Origin of the sequence: Huintestinicola sp., from assembly GCF_050874005.1 — a bacterium.
In the GTDB taxonomy this organism is placed as follows: Bacteria; Bacillota; Clostridia; order Oscillospirales; family Ruminococcaceae; genus Huintestinicola.
The window spans coordinates 37,402-64,401 of sequence record NZ_JBNMJV010000012.1 but is presented as its reverse complement, the minus strand read 5'-3'; the positions used below and the strand labels follow the sequence as shown (position 1 = coordinate 64,401).

The 27,000-nt window shown below is 44.5% G+C and carries 27 protein-coding genes; 18 read left to right on the top strand and 9 right to left on the bottom strand.

Annotation, left to right across the window (positions count from 1 at the left end):
* Window positions 1–446 (top strand): IPT/TIG domain-containing protein (locus ACR0QN_RS06060; RefSeq protein WP_432650302.1); only part of this gene is annotated, 446 nt, incomplete at its 5' end.
* A 52-nt stretch (window positions 447–498) separates the two neighbouring features.
* Here the strand turns inward: ACR0QN_RS06060 and ACR0QN_RS06055 are convergent.
* Complete coding sequence (locus ACR0QN_RS06055) at window positions 499–669, bottom strand: hypothetical protein (protein ID WP_432650301.1); 171 nt, start codon at window positions 667–669, stop codon at window positions 499–501.
* 110 nt (window positions 670–779) lie between these two features.
* Between ACR0QN_RS06055 and ACR0QN_RS06050 the strand changes: the two genes are divergently transcribed.
* Window positions 780–947, top strand: coding sequence for a hypothetical protein (locus ACR0QN_RS06050; protein WP_432650300.1), 168 nt, complete (start codon window positions 780–782; stop codon window positions 945–947).
* On the opposite strand, the gene dtd is transcribed toward ACR0QN_RS06050, so the two are convergent.
* A complete protein-coding gene (gene dtd / locus ACR0QN_RS06045; RefSeq protein WP_432650299.1) occupies window positions 928–1,359 on the bottom strand; it encodes a D-aminoacyl-tRNA deacylase in 432 nt (143 codons plus the stop codon). The genes ACR0QN_RS06050 and dtd overlap by 20 nt on opposite strands.
* A gap of 71 nt (window positions 1,360–1,430) precedes the next feature.
* A complete protein-coding gene (locus tag ACR0QN_RS06040) occupies window positions 1,431–2,915 on the bottom strand; it encodes a methyl-accepting chemotaxis protein (RefSeq protein ID WP_432650298.1) in 1,485 nt (494 codons plus the stop codon).
* Between the two features lie 251 nt (window positions 2,916–3,166).
* Here ACR0QN_RS06040 and cdaA point away from each other — a divergent pair, with 251 nt between their 5' ends.
* The 4 genes from cdaA (at window position 3,167) to ACR0QN_RS06020 (ending at window position 8,136) form a co-directional block, all read left to right on the top strand.
* Entirely contained in the window at window positions 3,167–4,132 is a 966-nt protein-coding gene (cdaA, locus tag ACR0QN_RS06035) for a diadenylate cyclase CdaA (protein WP_432650297.1), read from the top strand.
* The gene (locus ACR0QN_RS06030) at window positions 4,132–5,535 is read left to right on the top strand and encodes a CdaR family protein (RefSeq protein ID WP_432650296.1); all 1,404 of its coding nucleotides are present in this window, start codon (window positions 4,132–4,134) and stop codon (window positions 5,533–5,535) included. The genes cdaA and ACR0QN_RS06030 overlap by 1 nt, the downstream gene beginning before the upstream one ends.
* Window positions 5,536–5,701: 166 nt before the next feature.
* On the top strand, window positions 5,702–6,643 hold the full coding sequence (locus ACR0QN_RS06025) for an ABC transporter ATP-binding protein (protein WP_432650295.1): 942 nt from the start codon (window positions 5,702–5,704) through the stop codon (window positions 6,641–6,643).
* Window positions 6,640–8,136, top strand: a complete 1,497-nt coding sequence (locus tag ACR0QN_RS06020) for a hypothetical protein (RefSeq protein WP_432650294.1) — start codon at window positions 6,640–6,642, stop codon at window positions 8,134–8,136. Before ACR0QN_RS06025 ends, ACR0QN_RS06020 begins: the two co-directional genes overlap by 4 nt.
* 42 nt (window positions 8,137–8,178) lie before the next feature.
* Here ACR0QN_RS06020 and ACR0QN_RS06015 read toward each other — a convergent pair whose 3' ends face one another.
* Window positions 8,179–9,057: an AraC family transcriptional regulator gene (locus tag ACR0QN_RS06015; RefSeq protein WP_432650293.1), complete on the bottom strand. Its 879-nt coding sequence runs from the start codon at window positions 9,055–9,057 to the stop codon at window positions 8,179–8,181.
* A gap of 147 nt (window positions 9,058–9,204) precedes the next feature.
* Here ACR0QN_RS06015 and ACR0QN_RS06010 point away from each other — a divergent pair, with 147 nt between their 5' ends.
* Complete coding sequence (locus ACR0QN_RS06010; RefSeq protein WP_432650292.1) at window positions 9,205–10,755, top strand: alpha-amylase family glycosyl hydrolase; 1,551 nt, start codon at window positions 9,205–9,207, stop codon at window positions 10,753–10,755.
* Window positions 10,756–10,809: 54 nt separating this feature from the next.
* Here ACR0QN_RS06010 and ACR0QN_RS06005 read toward each other — a convergent pair whose 3' ends face one another.
* Complete coding sequence (locus tag ACR0QN_RS06005) at window positions 10,810–12,225, bottom strand: MATE family efflux transporter (RefSeq protein WP_432650291.1); 1,416 nt, start codon at window positions 12,223–12,225, stop codon at window positions 10,810–10,812.
* Between the two features lie 163 nt (window positions 12,226–12,388).
* Window positions 12,389–13,024, bottom strand: a complete 636-nt coding sequence (locus ACR0QN_RS06000) for a TetR/AcrR family transcriptional regulator (protein WP_432650290.1) — start codon at window positions 13,022–13,024, stop codon at window positions 12,389–12,391.
* Between the two features lie 242 nt (window positions 13,025–13,266).
* Between ACR0QN_RS06000 and ACR0QN_RS05995 the strand changes: the two genes are divergently transcribed.
* The 11 genes from ACR0QN_RS05995 to ACR0QN_RS05945 all read left to right on the top strand — a co-directional run bounded on the left by ACR0QN_RS05995 (window position 13,267) and on the right by ACR0QN_RS05945 (window position 23,553).
* Window positions 13,267–14,229, top strand: a complete 963-nt coding sequence (locus tag ACR0QN_RS05995; protein ID WP_432650289.1) for an alpha/beta hydrolase — start codon at window positions 13,267–13,269, stop codon at window positions 14,227–14,229.
* An 18-nt stretch (window positions 14,230–14,247) separates the two neighbouring features.
* On the top strand, window positions 14,248–15,672 hold the full coding sequence (locus ACR0QN_RS05990) for a condensation domain-containing protein (protein WP_432650288.1): 1,425 nt from the start codon (window positions 14,248–14,250) through the stop codon (window positions 15,670–15,672).
* A gap of 11 nt (window positions 15,673–15,683) precedes the next feature.
* The gene (locus tag ACR0QN_RS05985; protein WP_432650287.1) at window positions 15,684–15,926 is read left to right on the top strand and encodes an acyl carrier protein; all 243 of its coding nucleotides are present in this window, start codon (window positions 15,684–15,686) and stop codon (window positions 15,924–15,926) included.
* 8 nt (window positions 15,927–15,934) lie between these two features.
* Complete coding sequence (locus ACR0QN_RS05980) at window positions 15,935–17,470, top strand: AMP-dependent synthetase/ligase (protein ID WP_432650286.1); 1,536 nt, start codon at window positions 15,935–15,937, stop codon at window positions 17,468–17,470.
* A 110-nt stretch (window positions 17,471–17,580) separates the two neighbouring features.
* Window positions 17,581–17,985, top strand: a complete 405-nt coding sequence (locus ACR0QN_RS05975) for an SCP2 sterol-binding domain-containing protein (protein ID WP_432650285.1) — start codon at window positions 17,581–17,583, stop codon at window positions 17,983–17,985.
* Between the two features lie 358 nt (window positions 17,986–18,343).
* Window positions 18,344–18,502: a hypothetical protein gene (locus tag ACR0QN_RS05970; protein WP_432650284.1), complete on the top strand. Its 159-nt coding sequence runs from the start codon at window positions 18,344–18,346 to the stop codon at window positions 18,500–18,502.
* 472 nt (window positions 18,503–18,974) lie between these two features.
* On the top strand, window positions 18,975–20,000 hold the full coding sequence (locus ACR0QN_RS05965) for a DNA adenine methylase (RefSeq protein ID WP_432650283.1): 1,026 nt from the start codon (window positions 18,975–18,977) through the stop codon (window positions 19,998–20,000).
* Window position 20,001: 1 nt separating this feature from the next.
* Complete coding sequence (locus ACR0QN_RS05960; protein ID WP_432650282.1) at window positions 20,002–20,850, top strand: Dam family site-specific DNA-(adenine-N6)-methyltransferase; 849 nt, start codon at window positions 20,002–20,004, stop codon at window positions 20,848–20,850.
* Window positions 20,851–20,864: 14 nt separating this feature from the next.
* Complete coding sequence (locus tag ACR0QN_RS05955) at window positions 20,865–22,595, top strand: restriction endonuclease FokI C-terminal domain-containing protein (protein WP_432650281.1); 1,731 nt, start codon at window positions 20,865–20,867, stop codon at window positions 22,593–22,595.
* A gap of 18 nt (window positions 22,596–22,613) precedes the next feature.
* The gene (locus ACR0QN_RS05950) at window positions 22,614–23,147 is read left to right on the top strand and encodes an HTH domain-containing protein (protein WP_432650280.1); all 534 of its coding nucleotides are present in this window, start codon (window positions 22,614–22,616) and stop codon (window positions 23,145–23,147) included.
* Between the two features lies 1 nt (window position 23,148).
* A complete protein-coding gene (locus tag ACR0QN_RS05945) occupies window positions 23,149–23,553 on the top strand; it encodes a hypothetical protein (protein WP_432650279.1) in 405 nt (134 codons plus the stop codon).
* A 327-nt stretch (window positions 23,554–23,880) separates the two neighbouring features.
* On the opposite strand, the gene ACR0QN_RS05940 is transcribed toward ACR0QN_RS05945, so the two are convergent.
* From ACR0QN_RS05940 to ACR0QN_RS05930, 3 genes are all read right to left on the bottom strand, one after another.
* Window positions 23,881–25,554 (bottom strand): plasmid recombination protein, encoded by a 1,674-nt coding sequence (locus tag ACR0QN_RS05940; protein WP_432650278.1) that lies wholly within the window; start codon window positions 25,552–25,554, stop codon window positions 23,881–23,883.
* Between the two features lie 116 nt (window positions 25,555–25,670).
* Window positions 25,671–26,747 carry an AAA family ATPase gene (locus tag ACR0QN_RS05935; RefSeq protein WP_432650277.1) on the bottom strand — a complete coding sequence of 359 codons (1,077 nt, stop codon included), beginning with the start codon at window positions 26,745–26,747 and terminating at the stop codon, window positions 25,671–25,673.
* Window positions 26,740–26,952, bottom strand: a complete 213-nt coding sequence (locus ACR0QN_RS05930; protein WP_432650276.1) for a hypothetical protein — start codon at window positions 26,950–26,952, stop codon at window positions 26,740–26,742. Before ACR0QN_RS05930 ends, ACR0QN_RS05935 begins: the two co-directional genes overlap by 8 nt.
* Window positions 26,953–27,000 lie beyond the last annotated feature (48 nt).

Below are 27,000 nucleotides of genomic sequence, written 5' to 3'. Positions count from 1 at the left end.
CAGGTACGGGATTTACCGACAGCACATCAGTCAAGATAGGCACAAAGAGCGCATCGAATATAGTTGTAAGCGCAGACGGAACATCAATAACTTGTAATCTTCCTTCAAAATCGGCAGGCACATATTCCGTAGCCGTAATTGAAGGAACAGAAAAGGGATATATTGATTTTACCTATACGGCAAAGGCACCCGAGCCCGGACTGACTATTGCGGGAATTTCTATTTCGAGTGCAGCAGCAGGTACTTCTCCAACTGTAACTATAACAGGCACAGGATTTGATGACACCACGTCAGTCAAGATAGGCACAAAGAGTGCTTCGAATATCATTGTAAGCGCAGACGGAACATCGATAACCTGTACGCTTCCATCAAAATCAGCCGGAACATATTCTATAGCTGTGATGGTTGGCACAGAGAAAAAGTACATTGATTTTACTTTTGTATAATGTTTAAGCAATAATTTGCCCCCCTTTCCCGTTCGGGAGAGGGGGGCTTTGCTTATTCAAACTCGTGAAAAATGCTGTCGGCGCATTTGTGAAGATCGTCCTCGGAGCGAATTTCGTCCGAACGGAGCATAATTCCTCCCTGAACGTAATCGGGCAGAGAGCCGAAAAAGTTTTTGGCTTCGGGGCTTGTTTCAAGCAGGGAGTTTAAAGGATTTTGCTTCATTGCACATCTTCCTTTCATATTGTTATATCAGAATTATGTGCAGGAATTGGCGCATTATTCTTGACGGCTTGATATGTTTGTGGTATAATTTAAAAAACGGAAAAAGGGGAATGGAAATGACTGCGGAGGAAAAGAAAAGGCTTGCGGAGTTCGAGCGTGACATTAAAAAGATGCAGAAAGACCACAAGGAGACCTTTGCGGAATTTGAGCAGAAAAAAAGCCTGCCCCGACGTATCGGTGACAGGCTGAAAAGCATTTTTACTCCACGATCACGGTAAAAGGACCGTCATTTAACAGAGACACCTTCATATCAGCGCCGAAAATGCCCCTTTCGGTGTGGACGTATTTCTCAAGCTCCTTGCAGAAAAACTCGTAAAGCGGTTCGGCAGTTTCGGGGCGTGCCGCTTTGATGAAGGAAGGACGGTTGCCGTGAGAGCAGTCGGCGTATAGGGTGAACTGGGATATGCACAGCACTTCGCCGCCTACGTCTGACAGGGACAGATTTATCTTGTCGTTTTCATCGGAGAAAATTCTAAGTCCCCCTATTTTCTTTGCAATGCGAATGCAGTCTGCCTCGGTGTCTCCGTCGGTAAAGCCTGCAAGTATAAGGAAGCCCCTGCCTATGCTGCCCACCGTTTTGCCGTCAACCGTTACAGACGCACTTGTAACTCTTTGTATAACTGTTCTCATATTTCTATCCTTTCACCTAAAATTTTCGGGGAACCTTCGCCTTGTCAGACGGTGGTTCCCCGACTTTTTTATCAGTATTTGCTCTGAACGTTTTCAAAATCATCATCGAGATAGATATGCGCAGGCTTTGACTTGGGCACCTCGGGAGCACTTTCCGGTTCGGAGAAATCTACGGGAACAAAATCCTCGTCAGGCTCCGTGGTTTCTTCATAGGGAACGCTGTCGCTTTCGGCGGTGTAATTATCAAAGGTTTCCGAATACTCCTGCTCATATGATGATGTTGTTTCATAAGTTTCCTCCAAAGCTTCTTCGGCAGGCTCGTCATTTATCTTGAAATGCGAAAGCAGATTTCTCAGCACGCCCGACTGACCCGAAAGCTCCTCGGAAGTTGCGGCGGATTCTTCGGCGGTGGCGGTGTTGCTCTGGACAACTGCGGCTATCTGTTCAACACCCACGCTTACACGCTTTATCTCGTCAGCCTGCTCAATGGAAGCGTCGGATATCTTGGAGACCTCGTCTGCGATATCGGCAGCGTTCTTGATGATCTTGTCGAGAGTTCCTGCGGTCTCGTGGGCGATATCTGCGCCACGTTTAACGCTCTCAATGGAGTTTTCGATAAGGGAAGTGGTCTGGCTTGCGGCTTCTGCACTCTTTGCGGCAAGGTTTCTTACCTCGTCGGCAACTACTGCAAAGCCCTTGCCTGCCGCTCCTGCACGAGCTGCCTCAACTGCAGCGTTAAGTGCAAGGATATTAGTCTGGAAGGCGATATCGTCAATGACCTTGATTATCTTGGAGATCTCGGCGGAGCTTTTGTTGATGTCGTCCATTGCGGCGAGCATCTGACTCATTTCATTGCCGCATTCCTTTATCTTGTTTCCGGTGTCGTTGACTACCTGCATAGCCTTGCCTGCGGAATCGGCAGTGTTGTTTACCTTTATGGAAATGGTGCTTATCTGTTCGGTGAGCTGGTCAATGGAAGCAGCCTGCTCGGTGGCACCCTGGGAAAGGGTCTGAGCGCCGTCAGCCACCTGCTGGGAGCCGTTTGTTACCTGATCGGAGGCAATGTCGATATTGCGGAAGGTCTCCTTCATAGAAGCGGTGACATCGTTATATCTCTGGCTGATAAGTCCGAAATCGCCCTTCCAGGTGGTGGGGAGCCTGTAGTTCAGATTGCCTGCGGCGACCTCGTCGAGACCTTTGTTTATCCCTGTTATCACCTCATTTAAGTGAACAACGGTGTCTTCAAGCATATTGCAAAGCTCGTCAAATTCGGTCTTGTCCTCAAGCTTCTCATTAAATGTATGAACATCGCCCCTGTCGATAGCCGTGAGACGTTCCTCGACCTTTCTTATCTGTTTGGTTATGTATCTTCCGAATATGGCCGAGATAACTGCAAACGCTGCCAGTCCTGCTATTGTCAGTATTATCTGCAAAGCGAGATTATCTACCAGCATTGCAAAGCCGACCAACGTAAACACAACTATCACCGCAGCCGTAACATAAACAAGGGTCATTTTTCCTGCGGCGGTTTTTGTCCATTTTCGTTTTTTATCCATAAGGAATACTTCCTTTCAGTAATTGTTCCCGAATATCGCCATTTTGCGACGGGAAATATTATTTATATTATACCATACCGCTCCTGTAAAATCAATAGTTTTTTGTAAATTTGGATAAGGAATATATACAGCGTAGGTTTTTTTGTAAGCCATTTACAAAAAAATACGGACGGCAGTATAAATATACTTGAAAACATCTGAGGGGTGTGGTATAATAACATATATACTGCTTCACAGAAAGGACTTGTCAAATGGATCTGCTATATGAAATTAAAAATTCCCTGCTGACTATTCTGCCGCCGAGCATTTTTGATGTTTTAGACATCGCTTTGCTTGCCGTTCTGATCTATTATATACTGAAATTTATGCGCCAGAACCGTGCGGGAGGGCTTTTCAAGGGACTTGTGGTCATAGTTGCGGCGTATCTTGTGGCGAAGCTTGTTCATATGAAAGCTTTGGTCTATCTCCTTGAAAATGCATTCAGCATTGGTCTTATCGCACTTGTGATACTTTTTCAGCCCGAACTCAGGCGTTCACTTGAAAATATGGGTCAGTCGAAGCTTATGGATTTTACCAAGGGAAACAACAAGCCAAATCCCTGGGAACAGCCTATCAGCGAGATATGCAAGGCGTGCAGCTATTTTGCTGCCAACAGCGTAGGCGCTCTTATCGTTATCGAGCGTGGTGAAAAGCTGGGAGATCAGATCAAGACAGGTACCGAATTCAAGGCGGAAATAAATTCTCTGCTCCTTGAAAACATATTCTTTGTAAATGCACCTCTTCACGACGGAGCAGTCATTATTCAGGACGGTGAAATAGTTGCCGCAGGCTGTACGCTCCCATCCACATCAAGACCGGAGCTTGTGGACAAGGCTTTAGGCTCAAGGCACAAGGCGGCTCTGGGAATGAGCGAGAACTCCGACGCCATAATAATAGTAGTGTCCGAGGAAACAAGTGTTATTTCCATTGCCGAGAACCGCAAACTCACAAGAGGACTTTCGGTGGACACTCTCAAAACAATGCTTACCGATAGACTTATGCCTGCCGCAAAGGACAAAAATGTCAAGGAAGAAATTGCGGTCGTTAAAGCCGAGCCTGCTTCCGACCAAAGCGGCAAGAATGTAGGTCCACAGGCAGATATGGGCGTTTCAGATGAAAATGCGTCCCCTGCCGGCGATACGAATGAAGAAGATAAAAAAGGAAAGGAGGACGCCTGATGATAAAAGAAAAAAATCCCGAAGATCCAAAGAATAAATTTCATCAGTTTGTAAAAAGCGCAAAGGACTTTACTCCTGCGGAGCTTCTGAGTATGTTCGTGCAATGGATAACGAATATCTTCAAGCAGGATACACATCTTAAAATATTGTCCATTGTTGCGGCAATAATTATCTGGGCGGTGGTATCCATCAGCGTTTATCCTACAATGGAAAGCGTTTACTACAACGTTCCCGTAAAAATTTCCCTGGAAAATACTTATGCCGAAGCAAATCAGCTTGATGTCATTACATCCTCAACCGAGACCGTGACCGTTAAGCTTTCGGGAAACCGCAGTCAGATAGGGGAGATAAAATCCGAGGATCTGACCGCTATGGTGGACGTTTCAAGCGTTATGCTGCCCCGAAGCTACAAGCTCCATATGAATGTTGAATGTTCAAAAAATGCTGAGTTCGAGGTAGTAAGCATTGAACCCGATACCATATCCGTTTCCTTTGACAAGATAATCTCCAAGGAGCTGCCAATTACCCCACAGCTTGAAAATGTCCGCATAGCACAGGGCTATATGAGCGGTGATGCTGTTGTCACTCCGTCTACGGTGACGGTAACAGGACCTCAGGATATGGTAAATTCCATTACAAAGGTATGTGCAAAGGTATCTCCCGAAAAGGAGCTTGACTCCACCTATGAATTTACCACAGACGAGCTTGTGCTTTACAACAACAATGCGGTGATCTCCGACGATAACGAGATGCTGAGCTTTGACAAGACTTCATTTGCGATACAGATACCTGTTTTCGTCCGTCAGACCTTGCCTCTCGAGGTAAATATCATCAATGCTCCCGATAAGTTTGACCTGGATTATTTCCGCAGTCAGCTCGTATTCTCGGTAAGCGCCATTGATATTGCGGCTCCCAATGACAAGATCAAGGAGCTCAAGAGCCTGAATATCGGCACTATCAATATGAGAGAGGTGGACGTGGGCAGCGTATTTGAATTCAAGGCTGAAAACTTCCTGCCCGACGGCTATGAAAATCTCACTCAGATAGATACTGTCACCGTTACCTGCCCCAGCGAGGGTATCAAGAAGAAAGCAATTGCCATAAAGGGCAAGGATATCCAGTTTGTGAACCGTCCCGCACAGTATGAGTTTGAGCCTGTTTCATCGGGTATGACCCTGTTTGTGGTGGGCGACGAGGAGCAGATAGACTCCATTACACGAGAGGACATCACCGCTCAGATCGACCTTATCGACTTCGATATGCAGGAGGGCGACCACAAGATGTCCGTAGGTTTTATAATCTCCTCATATGACAAGGTGTGGTTCAACGGCGGCGATGGAATTGCAACGCCTAAGATAATCGTCAAGGCATCGGTTGCCGAGGAAGAAGTGCTTGAAGAATAGCACGTAATATGTACATTTAAGCGGCTCTCCCGAAAAATGGGAGAGCCGCTTTAGCTTGTCGAAATAAGGAATGACATTTGTAACTAAGATCTATAATATAATTGACATAAAATTATTATTATGATAAAATAAGAAAAATGATCCATAATTGTACGGAGGCAGGCAGATGATCGAGATATCAAATGCGTCAATGATATTTGACAACGACAGCGCAGTCCGTTTCGGAAAAAAAGATACAGAAGGCTATGAGCATCGTGATAAGGCTCTCGACGATGTTTCCCTCACCATTCCCGACGGCTGCATATACGGCTTTTTAGGCTCCAACGGCGCAGGCAAATCCACCCTTATGCGAATGATATGCGGCGTTTACAAAACCGATATGGGCAGCATTAAAATTGACGGGCAGGAAGTATATGACAATCCCGAAGCAAAGAAAAACATCTTCTTTGTAAACGACGAGACTATCGAGTACACAAGCTACACCCTTTCCGCTCTGAGAAACTATTACAGCAATTACTATGACACCTTCGACTCCGATACATACAACAGGCTGCTGGACGTATTAAAGCTCCCCGAGACAAGCCCCCTTTCCACCTTTTCAAAGGGTATGAAAAGGCAGGCAGTAGCAATAATCGGGCTTGCCTGCCATACAAAATATCTTATGCTTGATGAAGCCTTTGACGGTCTTGACCCTGCAATGAGGGCTGTCATCAAGGATATGATACTCGGTGAGATAAGAAGCCGCAGCGCCACTCTTATCATATCCTCCCACAATATCCGTGAGATAGGGGAGCTTTGCGACAGGGCTATGCTTATCCACAGCGGAAAGCTGGTTTTCGCAGACGAGATAACAAGTATCAAGAGCCGTTTCAGAAAGCTGCAGCTTGCAAGTCTCAGCCACACTATAACCTCCGAGGAGCTTAAAGCGGCTGATATTGACATAATGCAGTACAAGGCAGAGGGCAGGGTAGTTCAGGTCATTGTAAAGGACAGCGAGGGGCTTGACGAAAAGGTGGCAAAGCTTGGCGCAGAGCTTTATGAGCAGATACCCCTTACCCTTGAGGAAATTTTCATATACGAAATGAACTTGAAAGGATACGGACAATGATATCATTTACAAGAATTTACAAAGGCTCAAATGCAGAGCTTATTGCCCACAAAAAAACCCGTGTCATAACTATAATACTCCTTGCCTTTGCAGGAGTGATATACGGGCTGGACACCTCTTCAAGGGGGGATAATGTTAACCCCTCGGGGCTTGGAGTGTTTATTTATTTTGCGGCGCTTGTACCCCTGTTTTCCTGCTGTACGGCGGTTTTTAAGGATATGCACGATATCCCCACCGCCGACGTTCAGATGTCAATGCCTCTGAGCAGCGCAGAGAGATATTTTTCAAGGCTCCTCACCATATGCAGGATATGGCTCATACCCTTTTTTATCTCGGCGGCGGGAGCGTTTCTCCTGTCTGCAATGTTCGCAGGAGCGCATTACAGCTATAGCAAAGATTATTACGAACTATTAGACTATTCAAGGACATATCACCCCGGGGTGCTGATGACCTATAATCTGCATATGCTGCTGTGGTTTATGGCGGCGGTGCTGTTTATAATTGCGGTAACGGTGGTATGTCAGTGCTGCATAGGCGCAAAGGCGGAAAGCAAGTATCTTCCCGTAATGCTGATGACAGCCTTGTCCATATTCGCTCCTGCGATGTATTATTTTATTACCGATAGTTTTGCAGATGTACATACCTCGGGAGAGCCGTTTATCTATTCCCTATGGACATTTTCAGCTCTTGCGGTGGATTTTGACAGCGTGAGAGACACCGTTCTTATGATCGTAAACTGCCTTATCTCGCTTGGTGTCATATACTGCGGAATGTTCATCTGCCAAAGGCGTGATGCAAGAACGGTGGGAAAGCCTATCGTGTTCCCGCTGTTCTTCGAGGTGATAATGGCTGTTACGCTCACCCTGTTCTTTGTAATGTTCCATACGGACTGGGACAGCTTTGTGGTAATGTTCCTTGCGTGGCTGGGCAGCATTATCCTGCGTATCGTGGTATCGAGAAAGAATTTCTCCTTTGCAAAGATCGGCATATGGACAGGAATGTTCGTGGGCTATTATGTGGTATTTCTGCTGTTTATGTATGTCGCTTTCCTGACAGGGGGCTTCGGGGCAATAACAAAAACTCCCGCTCCTTCGGAGTATGAGGGTTACAGGGCAAGCGTGGATATTGACATAGAAGAAAGCTGGACTACATTTCATTCCGGCAGCAATGATTATGAAGAACTTATTGATACCAATTTTGACCTGATTCTTAACAGCGGCAATAAAGAAAAGCTTCAGAGTTTTGTTGACAGTATTGCCTACAGCGCTTCAAGGCAGAGCAGGATCAACTGTCTGTTCTCCCGTCAGATGTTCGGCGGAAGTGTTCTGCCGGGCACATATTACTGTTCCGTAAATGTCAGAGTGACCGACGAATACGATGAAGATTATGGCTACAGATACGGAGATACTATTTACCGTGCAAAGTTTTATCTTAACCGCAGCGACGCCGAAAATCTGGCGAAGCTTGCGGAGGAGCTTAATGCGGGGTACTGATAAAAACGAGAGCCGTCCTTTAAAAAGGCGGCTCTTTTTCGGTTATCTATCCGTTCTGCTCCTTTTTCTGTACTCCGAAGCCGTGCAGCCCACGGTCTTTTTGAACTGCCTGTTGAAATTGGAAATATTTCTGTAGCCGCATTCAAAGGCGGTGTCTGCAACGGAAATATCCCTCTCCGAAAGAAGCTCGCAGGCTTTTTTTATCCGTATCTGCCCTAAATATTCCATTGCCCCCACACCTGCATAGCGCTTGAAACAGCCCATAAAATAGCTGCTGCTCAGATGTACCGAAGCCGCCAGCATTTCTATGGTAATGTTGTCAAAGTAGCGGGTGTTCATAAGCTCCAGCGCAGGGCGTATCATCTCGCTTTGCTTGGCGGAGGTTTCATTTTCGGGGTAAATGTCTCCGCTTTCGTACAGAAGCCAGAAAAGCCGCAGAAGCTCACTTTTGAAGAGCATATCAAGTCTCGGCGAATTGCCCTTTGCACAGGAGATGATATTTTCTGCCGTTGTTTTAAGCTCACCGTAATAGATATGCTCCGCTGTGATACGGGGATCTATCCCGAATGACCCGTTTGCTATGGGACGAATACATTCGGCGGCGCAGCGGTCGCTGTCCCTTGCGCCGATCATATCGGGACTGAATACAACGGTGTCGTAAAGCTGACTGAACCCCTGCACGGGATAAATGGCGTGAAGTACATTCGGCGGTATCAGAATGATATCCCCCTCCTCCGAGGTGAATTTTTTCTCGCCGCAGATAAATTCCGCCCTGCCCGACAGGATAACGTTCAGCTCAAATTCCGTGTGCCAATGAAGGGGGACGTTTGCAAAATAATCGGGTATCCTGCATTTGTAATAGCTGTAGGGCACAAGTCCCGAACTGTGCCGCCTTTTTTCTTCCGAGTCTGCTCTGTTCATTTAAAAGTCACCTTAAAGTAGAATAGTATCATTATACAGTAGAATTTCGGTTGAAATTTACCTCATTTTATAGTATTATATCATACAGAGAGAAGATTATCAAGCAATCAGGAAATAAATATCAAAAATATGAAAGGATGGTCTTTTATGAAAAACAAAAATCCCCTCTGGCTGGATAATGCCGTATTTTACGAGATATATCCCCAGTCTTTCAATGACACGAACGGCGACGGAATAGGCGATTTTCAGGGCATTATCGAGAAACTCGACTACATCAAAGAGCTTGGCTGCACCGCAATATGGATGAACCCCTGCTTTGAGTCTCCCTTCGGTGACGCAGGCTATGATGTTTCCGATTATATGAAAGCTGCACCCCGATACGGCACAAATGAAGACCTGAAAAGGCTTTTTAACGAGTGCCACAAGCGTGATATGCACATTCTCTTAGACCTTGTTCCCGGGCATACCTCGGTGGAGCACAAGTGGTTCAAGGAGTCCCTCAAAGCTGAGAAAAACCGGTTCACCGACCGTTATGTCTGGACGGACAGCATTTGGGAGGAACCTCAGGGAATGGGCTGTATCAGAGGGATCTCCGACAGAGACGGCTCCTGCGCCGTAAACTTCTTTTCCCATCAGCCTGCCCTCAATTACGGCTTCTACAAGTGCGACCGCCCCTGGCAGCAGTCTATGGACAGCGAGGGCGCAAAAGCTACCCTTGAAGCGATGAAGGACGTTATGCGATTCTGGCTGGGAATGGGCTGCGACGGTTTCCGTGTGGATATGGCAGGTTCTCTTGTTAAGCACGACGAGGACGGAAAGGGCACCATAAAGCTCTGGCAGAATGTAAGAGAATTTCTTGACAGAGAATTTCCCGAAGCGGCAATGGTCTCCGAGTGGGGAGAGCCTGACAAATCTTTACAGGGCGGTTTCCATATGGATTTTCTGCTCCATTTCGGTCCGTCTCATTATAACGATCTTTTCCGCTGCGAGGAGCCGTTCTTCTCAAGCAGGGGAAAGGGCGATGTTTCCGAGTTTGCGAAAAAATATATGGAGAATTACGAAAAATCCGAGCGTAAGGGACTTATATGTATCCCCTCGGGCAATCACGATATGGACAGGCTTGCCCGCTCAATTCACGGGGATAATCTGAAAATAGCCTTTGCATTTTTGCTTTCAATGCCCGGAGCGCCTTTTATCTACTATGGTGACGAAATTGGAATGCGGTATGTGGAGGGGCTTACCTCGGTGGAGGGCGGCTACGGCAGAACAGGCTCACGCACGCCTATGCAATGGGATAACACCACCAATGCAGGCTTCAGCGCCGCTGCAAAAGAACTGCTCTATATCCCAATGGACGAAAGTCCCGACCGTCCCACAGCGCAGGCTCAGATGAGTGACAAAAACTCCCTCAGAAGCGAGATAAAGCGGCTCATTGAAATAAGGCAGTCACGAAAGGCTCTGCAGAGCAGGGGAGACATCAAATTTATCTATGCCGAGAAAAACGAATACCCCCTTGCATATCTCAGAGGTTCGGGAGACGAATGGGTGCTTGTAATTATAAACCCTGCGGACAGAGAGGTTTCCTTTGACTGCCGCTTTACTCCTGTAGATACCATTTATTCCTTCGGCGGCGACATAAAAGCCGAGGAGGGCAGGATAACCGTTCCGCCCTGCTTTGCGGGATATTTTGAAGTATAACCGAATAAAATAACAGCTCCTTAAAGCCGCTGAAGCTTTAAGGAGCTGCATTTTTTACTGTTCTGCGGTGCGCTGCTTTAACGCCGCATTCGGTTCATCGCTTATCTGCGCCACTCTCTTTCTGTAAATTTTCACGAAAAGAATAACTGCCACAGCTGCGGAGAGAAACTCTGCAATTGGGAAGGACGTCCATACAAGTGAGCAAAGCCCGCTGTTTTTCTTTGCCATATCAGCAAAGAAAAGCGCAGGTGGGAAGATGAACAGAAGCTGTCTGCAAATTGATACGATAAGCGACTCCCCGCCGCCGTCAAGAGACTGGAAAATACCCTGGAAAGCAACATTTGCACCCGCAAAGATAAAGCTTACGGAAACAATTCTCATTGCGCCTATGCAAAGCTGCTCGGTCTCTCCCGAAAGTCCGAAAAGCTGCGCAAGTGGAAGTGCAAGCAGCTCTATTACAGCAAGCCCCACGACCATCATTACCTCGGTGAACAGCATTCCCCATTTTATTCCGCCGTCAATGCGCTTTCTGCTGCCCATTCCGTAATTAAAGGACACAACGGGGGTAATAGCGTCTCTTATACCGAAGGCGATAAACAGCACCACCTGCTGTATCTTGTAGTAAAGACCGTATGCTGTGACCATATTTTCGCTTACGGTCCCGAAAACGATGTTAAGACCATAGGTCATTGCAGACATAAGCGCCTGAGCTACCACCGCAGGGAAGCCGATGGAATATATCTCCTTTATCACGGTAAGGGAGGGATTTATAAAGCTCAGTTTGTTGTCAATTCCCGTATTTACCTTAAAATGAAAGATAATAGCCAGTATGAACGATACCGCCTGACCTGCTACAGTTGCCACAGCCGCACCCGTTACTCCCATTTCGGGAAATGCGCCGAGACCGTAGATGAGCACAGGGTCTAATACGATGTTCACCAAAGCGCCCGATATCTGGGCAATGGTGGAAAAGCCCGAGTGTCCGCCTGCCTGGAGCAGCTTTTCGAATATTGAGAAAAATACAATGCCGAACGAGAAAATGCAGCATATCCTCAGATAATCGGTCGCCATTGCGCTTATAAGGGGGTTGTCTGTCTGTGAGGAAATGTAGCTTTCGGTGCCAAAGATACCGAACAGCATAAATATCACATAGATAACTGCTGCGAGAAATATGCCGTTTCCTGCGGTGTGGCTTGCCTTTTCCCTGTCGCCTGCGCCGAGACTTTTTGCCGTAAGAGCGTTAACGCCCACGCCTGTGCCTATGCCCACAGCCACCATAAGCATTTGCAGAGGAAATGCCAGCGTCAGGGCGTTAAGGGCAGCCTCCCCGTTTTCCGCCATATTTGATACGAATGCGCTGTCAACGATATTGTAGACTGCCTGCAATATCATTGATATCACCATAGGCACGCTCATAGAAAGCATCAGTCTGCCGACGGGAGCTGAACCCATTTTTTCGGTTTTTTCCATAATATCAATCTCCTTAATCACAAAATAAAAAAAGTGCAGCCAATGATCGGATTTACGCTCATCGGCTACACATCTTGATTTTATTATATCTTTTTCGCAGCGTTTTGTCAAAGGTGATTTTCAACAAAAACATATTTCGGGAAGAAAAAGTATTTTGCAGTTTTTACTCTATCGTGTAATTCGGATATTCCTCGGGAGTAAAGAGAAAATCAAAGCTGCCTTTTTCCGCCTGCAGACAGGTCTCAAGCACCCCTGCGTAGAGTTTCAGTTTGCGGTAAATGCCCTCGTTGTCCGAAGGGAAAAAGGACTTGTCCAGCAGGAAGGTGAGCATTGCTATTATCATCTCCGCACTCTCCTCGGGATAATCGGTGCGTATAGAGCCGCTTTCCACACCCTCCGCAAGAAGCTTTGTGAGAATGGGAGAAATGGTCTTGACGGCGGTCATCATCATTTTCATATGGAGCATAAGATTATCCTGCACGTGAAAATATACAATGATATTTTTCCTTTTGTCGCTGAATTCCTGCTTGATGACCGACCTGAAAAGTGCCTTTACCTTTGTAAGGGGGTCGCTGCTGTCGTAAACGTCGTTGAAATATTCCTTTATGGCAAGGGCATAGCTGCGCTCGATAACGGCGTTCACGATATCGTCCTTGCTTTCAAAATAATAGTAAATGCTGCCCTTGCCTATACCTGCTTTTTTAGCTATCATTTCCACGGAAATATCCTTGTCGGAAATCTCGCACATAAGCTCCTCGGCAGCGTCTAAAATGATCTCTCTTTTTTTATTGTCACGCATAACAGTATTTTCCTCCGAAATAAAGTTTAGATAATTATATCACAAAAGAAATTCGAATTCAAGTCAAATTTTTATATAAAAAATAAATTGACTTGCGGTCGAAAAAATGATATACTGTAATAAAGTCAACAATCGACCGCAAGTCGGAACTGAGGTCGAAAATCAGCATATAAAGTTCTGCATATTTTTTTTAGATACTTTTCGACCCAAGTTCGATTTTTTGCAGAAAGGAAGATGATATTATGAGCGGTGAAATTATCGGAGCTGCCGTTCTCGGTACTGCGGCAGTTGGAGCAGCAGTATTTACGGGAGCAGCCATCACCCTGTTCAATCGTGTTATCCCCCGTCAGGAGGTGCTGAGGGTGGATATGAACGAGTTTGCTGATATGGCTACCTGGGAGGAATATAAGAAAAAAATTGCCCCCAGAGCCGAGTGGGTGTATTCTCAGCCTCTTGAGCAGGTCTCGGTAAAGTCAAGGGACGGTCTTAAACTCAACGGCTATATCCTTAAAGCCGAGGGCGAGAGCAAGGGCGCTGTCATCTGTCATCACGGCTACACCAGCAAGGCGATGGACAATGCAGCCATTTCTGTATTTTTCCACGAGCTGGGCTACGATGTGCTCTTAGCCGACAACAGAGCACACGGCGAGAGCGAGGGAAAATATGTAGGCTTCGGTATCCTTGACAGATACGACTGCCTTGAGTGGATAAAGCTTATGGATAAGCGTTACGAGGGCAAGAAGGATATCATTCTTTACGGCATCTCGATGGGTGCTACCACCGTTCTGATGGCTTCAAGCCTTCCCGAGCTTCCGAAAAGTGTCAAGGCTGTCATTTCCGACTGCGCATTTACCTCTCCCTACGATGTTTTTTCACATATCCTGAAAAGGGATTATCATCTTCCCAAATTCCCTGTTATGAACATAAACGACGCTATCTGCCGCAAAAAGGCAGGCTACGGCTTCAAGGACTACTCCACTCTTGACGCCGTAAAGTCCACCACCGTTCCTATCCTCTTTATCCACGGCAAAAAGGATAATTTCGTTCCCACCTGGATGACCGAGAAAAACTATGAGGAATGTACCGCACCCAAGGATATCCTTATGGTGGATAATGCGGGACACGGCGCTTCCTATTACGAAAATACCGAGCAGTACGAAGCCAAAGTTAAAGAATTTCTCAGCAAATATGTTCCCGAGAAGTAAAACGAAAGGAAAATTGTTATGTACGAGAAAGAGATAGTTATCAACGGAGCGCCCGTTAAATGCTGGCCGCTCTGCGCTTCCCAGAGACTTCATTATTTCACTATGCTTTTCAGCCCTCCTCAGGTACTGAACATCGGCACAGGTCTTTATGTAAAGGACGATGTGGATTTCGGGGTATTAAAGCAGGCTGTCTATAAGGCATACGAGCGTTTTGACTCAATGCGTCTGAGATTTGTAAAGGACCCCGACAACGAGCAGAACGTGTATCAGTATATCGTTCCATTTGAGGACAGAGATATCGAATTCAAGGACTTTTCCAAATGGAGAGAAGAAGCTGCTCACGAGGAGATGTGCCGCTGGACTGCGGTTCCCTTCGATCCCATTGGCAAGCCCCTTAACAGAGTCGTTCTCGTAAAGCTTCCCGGGGGATATAACGGTCTTTATCTGAACGTTAATCATATGACAATGGACTCAAGCTCCATTATCGGCTTTGACCGCTGTGTTCTGGAATTTTACTGCTCTATGAAATACGGCACGGAAACTCCCGCTCCTATGCAGTCCTTTATCAAGCAGCTTGAAAAGGACCTTGCCTATGAGGACAATTCTCCTGCAAAGCAGAGGGACGAGAAGTTCTGGATGGAGAGGATATCACAGAGTGAGCCTATGTTCACAGGCTTCACAGGTCCCGAGTATCTTATTTCCACAAGACGTGAGCTTAATAACCCCGAGCTTCGCAGCGCAAAGATGCCCATTGCCGACCCCTCTGCCGCAATTTCCGTTTACAATCTTGAAAAAGAGCCTTCAATGCGCCTTATCAAGTTCTGCGAGCTGTACAACGTGCCTATGGCAAGCCTCCTTGCAATGGGCCTCAGAACAGTTCTCTCCAAGTTCAACGGTGATGAGAAGGACGTATCCATTATCAACTGCATTGCACGCCGTGGAACTATTTCCGAAAAATATTCCGGCGGCTCGAGAATACATTTCTTCCCCCTCAGAACTGTTCTTGACCCCGAGCTTACCTTTATCGAGGGCATAAGAGCAGTACAGGCTGAGCAGAACAAGCTCTACCGCCACGCAAACTATGACCCCATTGCAATGAGAATGGCTCAGGACAAGCAGTGGAACGTTCCCCAGGGAGCCTGCTACGAGAGCATAAGCCTTACATATCAGCCCCTTACCCTCAATCAGAGCAAGGAGCTTCCCGACATTCCCTATATGAGTAAGTGGTACACAAACGGCGTTGCCAGCCACGCTCTTTACCTCACAGTAATGCACCGTCCCGAGGACAACGGTCTTGGCTTCAACTTTGAATACAAAAAGGCTGTGGTCTCCAAGGAGGAGATGGATTATTTCTACTACTATCTCTGCCGTGTGCTTTTCAGAGGCATTGAGGATGAGACAAGAACTATCGGTCAGATACTTGAAATGATATTACCTTTATGATATAATAGAATATGGAGGATCAGGCAATGCTTGAAAAAATGAAAGAGCTTATCGTTAACTATGTTGATGTAAACCCGGACGATATCACCGAAGACTCCCGTTTTGTGGAGGATCTGGGATTTAATTCATACGATTTTATGAGCCTGCTGGGCGAGCTTGAGAACGAGTTTGACGTTACCGTTGACGAAAGCGACGCTATAGATATCCACACCGTAGGCGAAGCTGTAAAGTACCTCGAAGAGCTTAAAAAGTGAGGTGCCGTATGAATAAGGAAAATGTAAAGAATTTACAGCAGCTTGTTAAGGAAGCAGCCGCAGAGTACGGCGATAAGGTCTTTCTTAAAGAAAGACAGGGCAAGGATATTTCCGAAAAGTCCTTTAATGAGTTTTATGAGGACGTGCGCCGCATATCCGCATACGTTATGGGCAAAAGGGCAGGGGAGGAGGCTCTCCACGCAGCAGTTATCGGTCCTACAAGCTACAACTGGCTCATAAGCTATTTCGGAACAGTTTCCTGCGGAAGCGCCGCAGTTCCACTTGACGCACAGCTTCCCTGCGAGGAGATATGCGACCTGCTTAACAGAGCGGACGTAAGCATATTCTTCTATGACAAGAGATATGAGAAGATGATACCTGCGGTCAAGGCTGCCTGCCCCGAGGTAAAGGAATATGTAAGCTTTGACGATATTCCCGGTATCCTCGAGGAAAATGCTCCCGCAGAGCTTCCCGAGATAGACCCCGAAACTCTTGCGGCTATCGTATACACTTCGGGAACCACGGGCAAGAGCAAGGGCGTAATGCTTCTTCACAGAAATCTCATCGACAATGCAATGTGCCAGGACAACGAAAGCTCCCCCGAGGACGTTGTAATGACCGTGCTGCCAATTCATCACATTTACTGCTTCACCTGCGACGTTCTCTGTTCTCTCAGATACGGTGCGACCCTCTGCGTAAACGACTCAATGCTCCATATCCCTCAGAATTTAAAGCTTTTCGCACCCACCCTTATGCTTATCGTGCCTATGATAGCCGAGACCATCTACAAGCAGATAAAAGCGGCTTCTGCGGCAAATCCTCAGATACCCCTTGCAGCTATTGCAAAGAATGTGTTCGGCGGCAGGCTCCACACCATATACAGCGGCGGAGCATATCTTCGTCCCGAGCTTCAGAAGGCGTATATTGATATGGGCATAAATATGGCGCAGGGCTATGGTATGACCGAGTGTTCTCCCAGAATTTCCACCGCAGACCCCACAGACCACTCCTGTGCAGGAGATGTGGGAGTTATCGTAAACGGCTGTCAGGTGAAGATCGAGGACGGCGAGATACTTGCAAAAAGCCCCTCGGTAATGGCAGGCTATTACAAGGACGAGGCTGCTACTGCCGAAGCTCTCACTCCCGACGGCTGGCTCAGAACAGGCGATCTGGGATATGTTGACGATAAGAATCACATTTTTATAACAGGCAGAAAGAAAAATCTCATTATTCTTGCAAACGGCGAGAATGTTTCTCCCGAGGAGCTGGAGAATAAATTTGCAGGCAGAGACTTTATTTCCGAGGTGCTTGTTTACACCGAGGACAATGTTATCACCGCAGAGATATTCCCGAACGCCGAATACTGCAAGGAAATGGCTCCCGAGGATATAGAGAAGCTATTTGCCGACACCGTAAAGGAAATAAACAAGACTGTCACCTCCGCAAAGCAGATACACCGTCTGCGTATCAGAGACGTGGAATTTGATAAGACCACCTCAAAGAAGATACGCAGAAACCAGTCCGTACAGGGCAGACAAATCTAAAGCAGGTTGTGCCTGCAGCCACCTCGTCAGCGTGTCTTGTGAGGAAAGTTTAATATGTGGCTCGGTACATTTATCTGCAGTTCAAATCTGAATTTAAGGGGAAGATCATAATGACCTACGAAGAAATTTTTGAAAAGTCAAAGGAGCATATCCTTTCCCAGGCTCCCGAGGGACTTGAAGGACATCTTGCCGTACAGGTAAACATCATCGGCGAGGGTCAGGGCGCATTCTACATTGAGCTTTTAAACGGCAAGGTGTACGTTGAGCCTTACGAGTACTATGACAGAGACTGCATTTTCATCATAACCGCCGAGGATTTCCTTGCGATCTGTGAGGGAACCTTAGACCCTGTTGCCGCATTTACAAAGGGCAAGCTCAAAATTGACGGCAGCATTGACAAGGCTCTTGAGTTTTCAAAGATAGTTGAGAATGCAAAGAAAATCGCTAAGACGAGTGAGCCAAAAAGCGAAACAAAGAGCACAGCTAAAAGCGAACCCAAGACACGCAAGAAATAAGAACGGCTCTCAAAACATCGGCTGTACATTCCGAAGCCTGCATTTTTGCAGACTTCGGTTTTTTTATAAAAAGATGTTGCTTTTTTCGGCGCATTGGCGCATTATTGTATAATAAATGATGAATATATACTCTTGGCAAAAATTGTGTTAAATTCAGTAAGGTCTTGTCATTACGGAAATTGTCACAGCTTTTATTTCATTATAATATCATCTTTCTGTTTAATAAACCTGTCAGCTTTCAGATACATGACCGTTTATTGACCTGACATCAGGAAACGATTACTTTAAGATCCGCCCGGCAGCAGCGTCCTTGTGGGGATAATGCGGCAATGATAAATTATATATAAGGGGAATTACTATGAAAATAAGTGAACCGGTTAAAACCAAGATCATCATTGCTGCTGCAGCCGCAGCGGTCGTGACTGCTGCTGTAGTCGTATTTGCTATCATTGTAAGCGATCCTGCCAATATTGACTTTGGCATAACGATAAACGGTTATATTACTCGTACTGACTGACCAAGATAACATTTCTCAGAAATGTCAGCCTCAATAGAACAAATACTAAACGCCCCTCAGAGCTTCTGAAAAGGCATAAGCTGTTATCGGAAGTTCTGAGGGGCGTTAGTTTTACCCATACCGACCATTATCTTCAAATGTGTATCACTCAAAAACAAAAAGACCCCGCAGAAAATCTGCAAGGTCTTATTGGTCGGAGTGACGGGACTTGAAAGTTATGCCGATGTTTTATCTTGCTTTAGACTGTTGGAGAAATGACGATTTTAAGCCATTTTCCGTGAATGTCGGATTTTGGTATTCGAGCTGTTTCGAGGGATTTTGAGGTGATTTGACCAAATATTTGACCGGGATTTGACCAAAGATATCCGATTATAAATCAGAAAATCAAAATAACCTTTATTGACTTTTTTATATTATTGTGATACAATAAAAATGGGTAAATATCTATTATCGTTTTGAAATTGGAGTTGCTATGCGGTACATTGGAGGAAAGAATCTTTTATTAGAAAATATCAATAATGTAATAAATGATGAGATACCAAATATTTCATCTGTTATTGATTTGTTTGCCGGCTCCGGTGTGGTATCTAACAATTTTAAGTCCTTTGGTTATCGGACTATCAGCAATGATTTTCTGTATTTCAGTTATGTTATTTCCACAGCTTCTATTAAGTTAAACAAAAAACCGCCATTCAAAAATCTTGGGATATCGGATCCTATAAAACATCTGAATGATTTGACCATCGCTGATACGGAGTATAGCGTTTCTGATTGCTTTATTTATAACAACTACAGCCCTGTCGGAGATTGTAACAGAATGTATTTTCAGCCTGAAAATGCAATGAAAATAGATATAATAAGGTTGACAATAGAGAAATGGTACAAAAACAATCTGATTACAGAAGACGAATATTTCTACCTGCTTGCTTCACTTATAAATGCAGTGCCTTTTGTCGCAAACATTACGGGCGTATATGCAGCTTATCTTAAATTCTGGGACGAGCGTACATATAAAAAACTTGAATTAACTGCACCTGTCATTATAAGCAATGGCAAGAAAAACGAATGCTTTAATACGGACTATACCAATTTGCTTTCAAAAAAATGTGATTTATTGTATGCCGATCCGCCGTACAATTCAAGAGAATACCTTCCCAATTATCATATTCTTGAAACCATTGCACGGTATGACTATCCCGAAATTCACGGTGTTACCGGAATGCGGAATTATGATGATCAGAAGTCGGTATTCTGTAAAAAAAACACAGTAGCTTCTGCATTTGAAACAATGATAAGAGATTGTCAAAGCAAATATATTTTGATAAGCTACAATAATGAAGCTCTTTTGTCAACCGAGGAGCTTTCGGAAATATGCAGAAAATATGCTGTAGGTGATAGCTTCAAGCTATTTGAATATGATTATCGAAGGTATAAAAACAAGATTCCCAATAATTCTAATGGATTGAAAGAACAGTTATACTTATTAAGGAGGCGTTGATATGGCTGTCAAAGCACCTTTTAATTATATCGGAAATAAATACAGGATCATAGACTCTATTCAGGAGTTTTTTCCTGAAAACATAGATACTTTTGTGGATATTTTCTGCGGTGGCTGTGATGTGAGCATAAATACCAAAGCAAATAATGTTTATGCAAACGATATAAACTATTTTGTTATAGGTATTCTTGAAGAATTTCAGAAGCACGATGTGGATTATATTCTTAAATATATTGATAGTACAATAGAAAAGTGGCAGCTCAGTAAAACAAACGAAGGCGGTTACAAGGCATTTCGTGATCATTATAATCAGACAAAAAATCCCCTGGATTTATATGTATTGATGTGTTTCAGTTTTAACTATCAGTTCAGATTTAACAGCAGCCATGAGTATAATAATCCTTTTGGCAGAAACAGAAGCAGCTTCAACGAAGTGATGCGCAATAACCTTGTGCTATTCAAACGTCAGATTGAGGATATTCAGTTCTCTGCATTGGATTTCTGTGCTTTTGATTATGATGTACTTAAACCCGGTGATTTCATCTATGCAGATCCGCCGTATCTGCTCACTTGCGGAAGCTATAATGACGGCAAACGTGGTTTCAGGGGCTGGACTGAAAATGACGATTATAATTTATTGCAAATTCTGACTGAACTGTCCGACCGTGGAGTGAATTTTGCTCTATCCAATGTAATAGAACATAAGGGACTCACTAATGATACGATTATTGATTGGTCAGCGGAAAATGATTATATTATTCACGGAATAAATTTCAATTATGATAATTGCAATTATCACACAAACAACCGTGATAATGTTACCAAAGAGGTACTAATAACAAACTATTGATCGGAGGGGCAAATATGGCTGAAAGAACATTCGGCTGGGTGCAAGAAGCATATACTATCGCTAATTTAAAGAATGTGGTGCGTGTTTTTGTGCCCGATTCCGCTATCAATAAACTGCTGAAAACAGACAAAATCCCACGTCTTATTACTGATGAATATCATAAAGACGAGATGATAAAACATCTTAATTCACCCAAAATGAATATCCTATATACTTTGTTGAAAGGCAAGGGTACTCCGAAAGGTTATACTCGAACCAATGCTCCTTGTTCAGGTATTATTCAGGCTGTACTGCCCGGTCAGCGGAAAGAATACCAGAGTGATTGGCCCGCAGATTCGTTTCTTCGTTGGGCAGTAAGCATAGGTTTTCTTGATTATGACCGTGAAATGGATTCTTGCAGTATTAGTGAACTCGGATATAAATATGCTGTTTCCGAAGATGACAGCAAAGAAGAAAAGGAGATATTAACAGAAGCGTTTTTGTCTTATCCTCCCGTATGCCGAATTTTGAGTCTGCTTGAAAGCGGAAACAGTATGACAAAGTTTGAAATTGGCTGTCAGCTTGGATTTGTAGGTGAAGCAGGGTTCACTTCTATTCCACAGAATCTTATTCTGCAGGGGTTGAGTGCTTCCACAACATCAGAGGAAAGAAATAAACTGTTATCCGATACCGAGGGAACATCAGACAAATATGTTCGTACGATATGTGCGTGGCTTAAGAGTATCAAGTGGGTTATGCAGGTACCTAAAAGTGTGACCGCTGACTTGGGATATATGACGCATACAGATACGATTCCGCAGTCATATCAGATAACACTTGAAGGTAAGAAGATATTGAAGTATGCCACAGGATCGTCAAAGTTCAAGCGTATTGACAAACGAGTTATGTGGGATATGCTTGCAACAAAGCCTTCGGACAGAAATTATCTTCGTAACCGCCGCACTTATTTGATAAAGTATTTATCAACGACATATCGCAGCTTAGATGAGATAATTGCTCATTTACAGACAAAGGGAATGGCGGAAGATGCGGGAACTATCTCCGATGACATACAAGGACTTATAAATATTGGCATTAACGTAAACAAAAGTGGGGATAAATTTAAGATAATGGATAGCATTATCGGTCTTGAAATTCCCGACAGCGTAAAATCAGCCGGTGCCGTTAAATCCGATCTGTCCTTACTGAAAGACGATATACGAAAGAAGCTTTCTCATATCAATCATAAGTATCTTGTGCTCATTGATCTTGGATTTGACGGGCAGGCAGACAGGGAATATGAATTACAGACAGCTGATCTATTAACAGGCGAATTGGATTTCAAAGGCTCCAGACTTGGTGACACTCGCAAGCCCGATGTTTGCGTTTATCACGATAAAAATGGATTTATAATCGACAACAAGGCTTACGGCAAGGGATATTCTCTGCCTATCAAGCAGGCTGATGAAATGTTCAGATATATCGAAGAAAACCAAAAGCGTGACAAGGCACTCAATCCCAATGAATGGTGGACAGTTTTTGATGGTGTTGTTAGTAAGTTTAACTTTGCCTTTGTTTCCGGCGAGTTTACAGGCGGATTCAAGGATAGAATTGAAAATATCAGCAGACGTTCAGGTGTAAACGGCGCAGCTATAAATTCGGTAAATCTTTTACTGTTGGCGGAAGAAATAAAGTCCGGCAGGCTTAGTTATGCAAATGCCTTTGATATGTTTGAGTGTAATGATGAAATAAAAATATATGAATAAATTACGGTGGTGTATAATATGCCATATACATTTTTAGATCTTGCCATTGAAGTGATAAAAAAGGAAAAAGCTCCTATGTCCGTAAATTCGATATGGTGCAAAGCCAAAGAACTCGGTCTTGACACAAAACTGCCTAAATACGGAAAAACTCCTGAACAGACACTCGGTGCAAGAATATATATGAGTATAAAGCAAGATGCAGCAAATAGTCCGTTTATTCAAGTTTCTAAAAGACCTGCATTATTCTTTTTGAGGGAATTATCCGTTCCTACAGTAGCTCCGACAATAATTGTTTCGGAAAACGAAAAACACTCATATAAGGAAAGAGATTTACACAAAATATTATCTTCATTCGTTTTTTCAGACTCTCATTTCAAGTGCTACACCAAAACAATATATCACGAAATGTCAAATCATAGAAAAAAAGGGCAAAATGAATGGCTTCACCCTGATATAGTTGGAATAAGATATCCATTTGATGAATTTGGCACTGAAACTCGTCAACTTATGAGGTCAATGGAGCATAGTAATTATAAGTTGTTCTCATTTTAAAATGAAGATTTCTCTTACTTTTTCGAATTTAAGAGAATGCTTCTTCCAAGCTGTTTCAAATTCAAGCTGGGCAAATGAAGGATATATTGTCGCTTTGCAATACGATCAGGGTTCGGATTTTATGGACGAGCTAAGGCAATTAAATCAAGCGTTTGGTATTGGATTTATAAAACTGAATATAGAAGATTATACCCAGAGCGAAATACTTCTGTCAGCAAAGGAGAATGATTTAGACTGGAATACTATTGATCGTCTTTGCGAGGAGAATAAAAATTTCAAATCGTTTGCACATACTATTTCGTTAGATTTGGAAAGTGGTGAAGTGCGTAATATCAACGATTTTGATAAAGTGTTTTCCTCTGATGAGGAGTATCAAGGATATATTAAAGAAAAAAACATTAGTTAAATTTGGAAACACAGTCTGCAATTTCTGTGCTTTGAAAAAAATGATTATTATATTTACACAATTCGTTTTTCAGAGTTAATATGGAACAATCTTACTGCGGCGAAGCCGCCCGATTTAGCTTTGCTCCCGTCAAAGCTAACCCCTTAGTACTTTTGACAAGGCACAAGACCTCATCAAAAGTACACGGGGCTCTCCGAGGGGGATTTCGCTGTCTGCGGACAGCGAGCAGCCGTTCCCTCTGCACTCCCTGTTAACGGAAAAGAAAAAAATCCGTATCGTGCGTGATACGGATTTTTCCATAATATAGGGATAGGATATTTTGTCGGATTATCTCTCCCGACCGTTATTCCCGAAAATGTAATTCAGCGAATAACCGTCAAGGCGTTTGTCCACGATCCTGTCAAAATCAATTTTCAGCTTGCTGCAGATGAAACGTCCGATCTCATACAGCGTGTCGATCAGCCCGTTCAGCCATTTGTTATTTTTGGTGAGTTTCTCATTTTCTCCCGACAGGGTCTTGTTCGTTTCCGATAAACTGCTGTTCAGAGCATTGGCACTTTCAAGCTTTTCGGAAAGTTCGGAGATCTCCTTCTTGTATTCCTCCGAGCTTTCTTCACTTGCGGCACGCAGCTTTTCTATTTCCTTTGCAGCCTGCTTTTTCTGATAGGAAAACTCCGTTCTGATTTCCTTTTCTGTTCTCCGACTCTGTGCAAGGTCTGCCATAAGATGCTCGTTGCTTGACTTGTATTTCTGAAGAAGCTCAGTCATATGTTCCTGTTCGTATTTCATCTTTTCGGCTTCTTCCAAAGTTTTCTTTGCTCTTTGGAAAAGCGGATCGATCTCCGAATCCTTTACGAACGCTTTGTAGCTGTTGTGCTTCGCATATTCGTTGTGTTCGGCAATTTCCTTCTGACGCTCGTCAAGCTCCTGCTCCTTTTCTGCAATCCTGCTTTCCCGGATAACAAGCTGTTCTTTGCTTTCGCTGAGTCTTTCCTCACGAATATCAAGGTTCTTTTCTCTGGCGGACAGCTCCTCTGCTTTGGCTGATACTGATTTTTTCAGATTCTCAATTCCCGATATTTCCGATTCATCTATCATAAGCTTATGCAGGGGCATTTTCACAGTTTTTATTTCAGAAATTTCTGCTAACTCTTTCCCTGCCGTGAGGGACTCTACCTCGTTCTGCAATACTGTTTTCCTATCGTTAAGGTCGCTCACTTCCGAGGATTTTGTTTCTATGTCCGCAGACAGTTCTCTGACTTTGACCTCAAGCTCGGAAACCTTCTTTTCATAGCCGTTAATAGTTTCCTTGTATTCCTTGTACTCCTCACAGCTATAGCTGAAACCACGCCCTTTATCTTCATCGGCAATATGCAGCCCACGAATTTCGCAAATCTTGCGAAGCTCCTCACGTTCCGCTTTACGCCATCTGTTAATAGCGTCCTTGCCCTTGCCATATCCCATTTCAAACAGAGCCTGGGCAAGCCCGTTCTGAACGGAAAGCCCCCTGTCGTAATGCCCGATGGGAATGTAATCAATATGAAGATGTGGAGTAGCTTCGTCCATATGCAAAACCGCATTGAAAACATAAAAGTTCGGATTTCGCCTTTGAAAATCTTCCATATAATCAATCAAAACAAATCTCGCTCTTTCGCCGTCATCGGAGCCGCTGCCCGTATCATCTTTTGTGCCTATCTGAACAACGTCCTCGTAAAAGCTTTTCTGTCCGTTGGGGGACTCCAGAACGGTGCTGCAGGGTGCGTGATGAAACAGATGCTCAAAATAGCTCCCTTTTATCTTTCTGTCGCTCCGCTTCTGCTTGCTGTTGTATTCGTCAACAGCCTTTCCGAATAATTTATCGTAGCTGTCGGCAATGTTCTCCTGTATAAAATAGCTGTTATAGCAACGTCTATCGGGATTTGTGTTTTTGGGGATAAATGTGCGGTTGTTGTGGGATAAACAGCCCTTACCCTGAACGTGAGATATCTTCTTTTCACTCATAACTTGTAACTCCTTTCGTATGGTCTGCAATCTTGCACCCTTGCATTCTTGACGATAATTGGCTATATAGCGTGTTTTGAGCCAACATTGCAAGAATGCAACAATGCAATCGTCTGTCAATCGGGAAACACATAAAACCAATAATCTCCCGATTTACGGGACGAAATATGCAGATTTTTCTTTGCCGTATCAAGAACACGCTTGCTGATGCCTTGTTCTCTGGCGGCGTTTTCAACCTCCGTGCTTCGTATTTCTCTTTTTCCGTCAAACAGTTCTTTGAGAAAAAATTCAGCCTGCTCCACCTTTGAAGGCGTTTTTTCATAGGAATGTCCCATATCGGAACAAACCTTGCTGATGTCAATATCATCAAAGCCTTCCCAAGTGAGCTGTTCTCCCACACTGAAAAGAACAGCCCGTCCTTCGGGAGCGAGGTTTGACTTTATGGGGATAATACAGCGTTTACGCTTGTCATTGTCCCTGCGCCCCACAAACAGAACGCTCCTGGCTGCTGCCGTTATGTCGATAGAGCCAAGCCCCTTGTATTGAGCCTTTTTTCCGCTTTTGTTCATATGCCCTATAAGGACAACGGCACAGCTGTATTTCTCGGCAATTGCTTCAAGTCTTGACATAACAGGCCGTATCTCATTTGCTCGGTGCATATCAACGTCTGCTCCGAGATATGCTTGTATCGGGTCCATTATCAAGAGCTTTGCTCCTGTTGATGCTATCGTATCTTCAAGCCGACTGTCGCAGAAGTGCAGAGCATCACTGCCCTCAATAATGGTGCATATCCGACTGCAATCGGCATTGGCGGCGGTCAGCCTGGGCTTGATAGTGTCAGCAAGCCCGTCCTCGGCTGTCTGATAAATCGAAGTGATACTATTATAAGTATATGTGTATTCCAATTCTGTTGGCAATCGCTCGCCCCTGCTCAGAATAGCGGCGATATTCAGGGCAAGGGTGGTCTTTCCCTCGCCCGGATCGCCCTGAATAATAGTCACCTTACCAAACGGAATGTACGGATACCACAGCCAATCAACGGTCGCTGCTTCGATCTCCGAGAAAAATTTTATGTCGGGGGTATTGCATTGCGGTTCTTCATATGGTATAATAGGTTCGTAATAATTATACGGAAGCTGTCCCTCGGCTGCGCCAACAGTCGGGAAAAGGACGGCTTCTTCTTTTTTATCCATTCACCTCCGCCCCCTTAATATAGTTGTTGGGATCGTTGAGGAAGGAAACAAGCACATCAAAGTTGATGAACGTCCTTCTTCCAACGTGCAGGCAGGGGACTTCGTTGTTCCTGTACATACGTCTGAGAGTGTTTTCGGGCATAATGCCTGTCTTTGCCGCTTCGTGAATGGTCATAAGTGTTACAGGCTTGGTGCTTTCGGTCATAAATCAATTCCTCCTTAATTTGTTCAATGTTGATTTTTTGCATTCAAT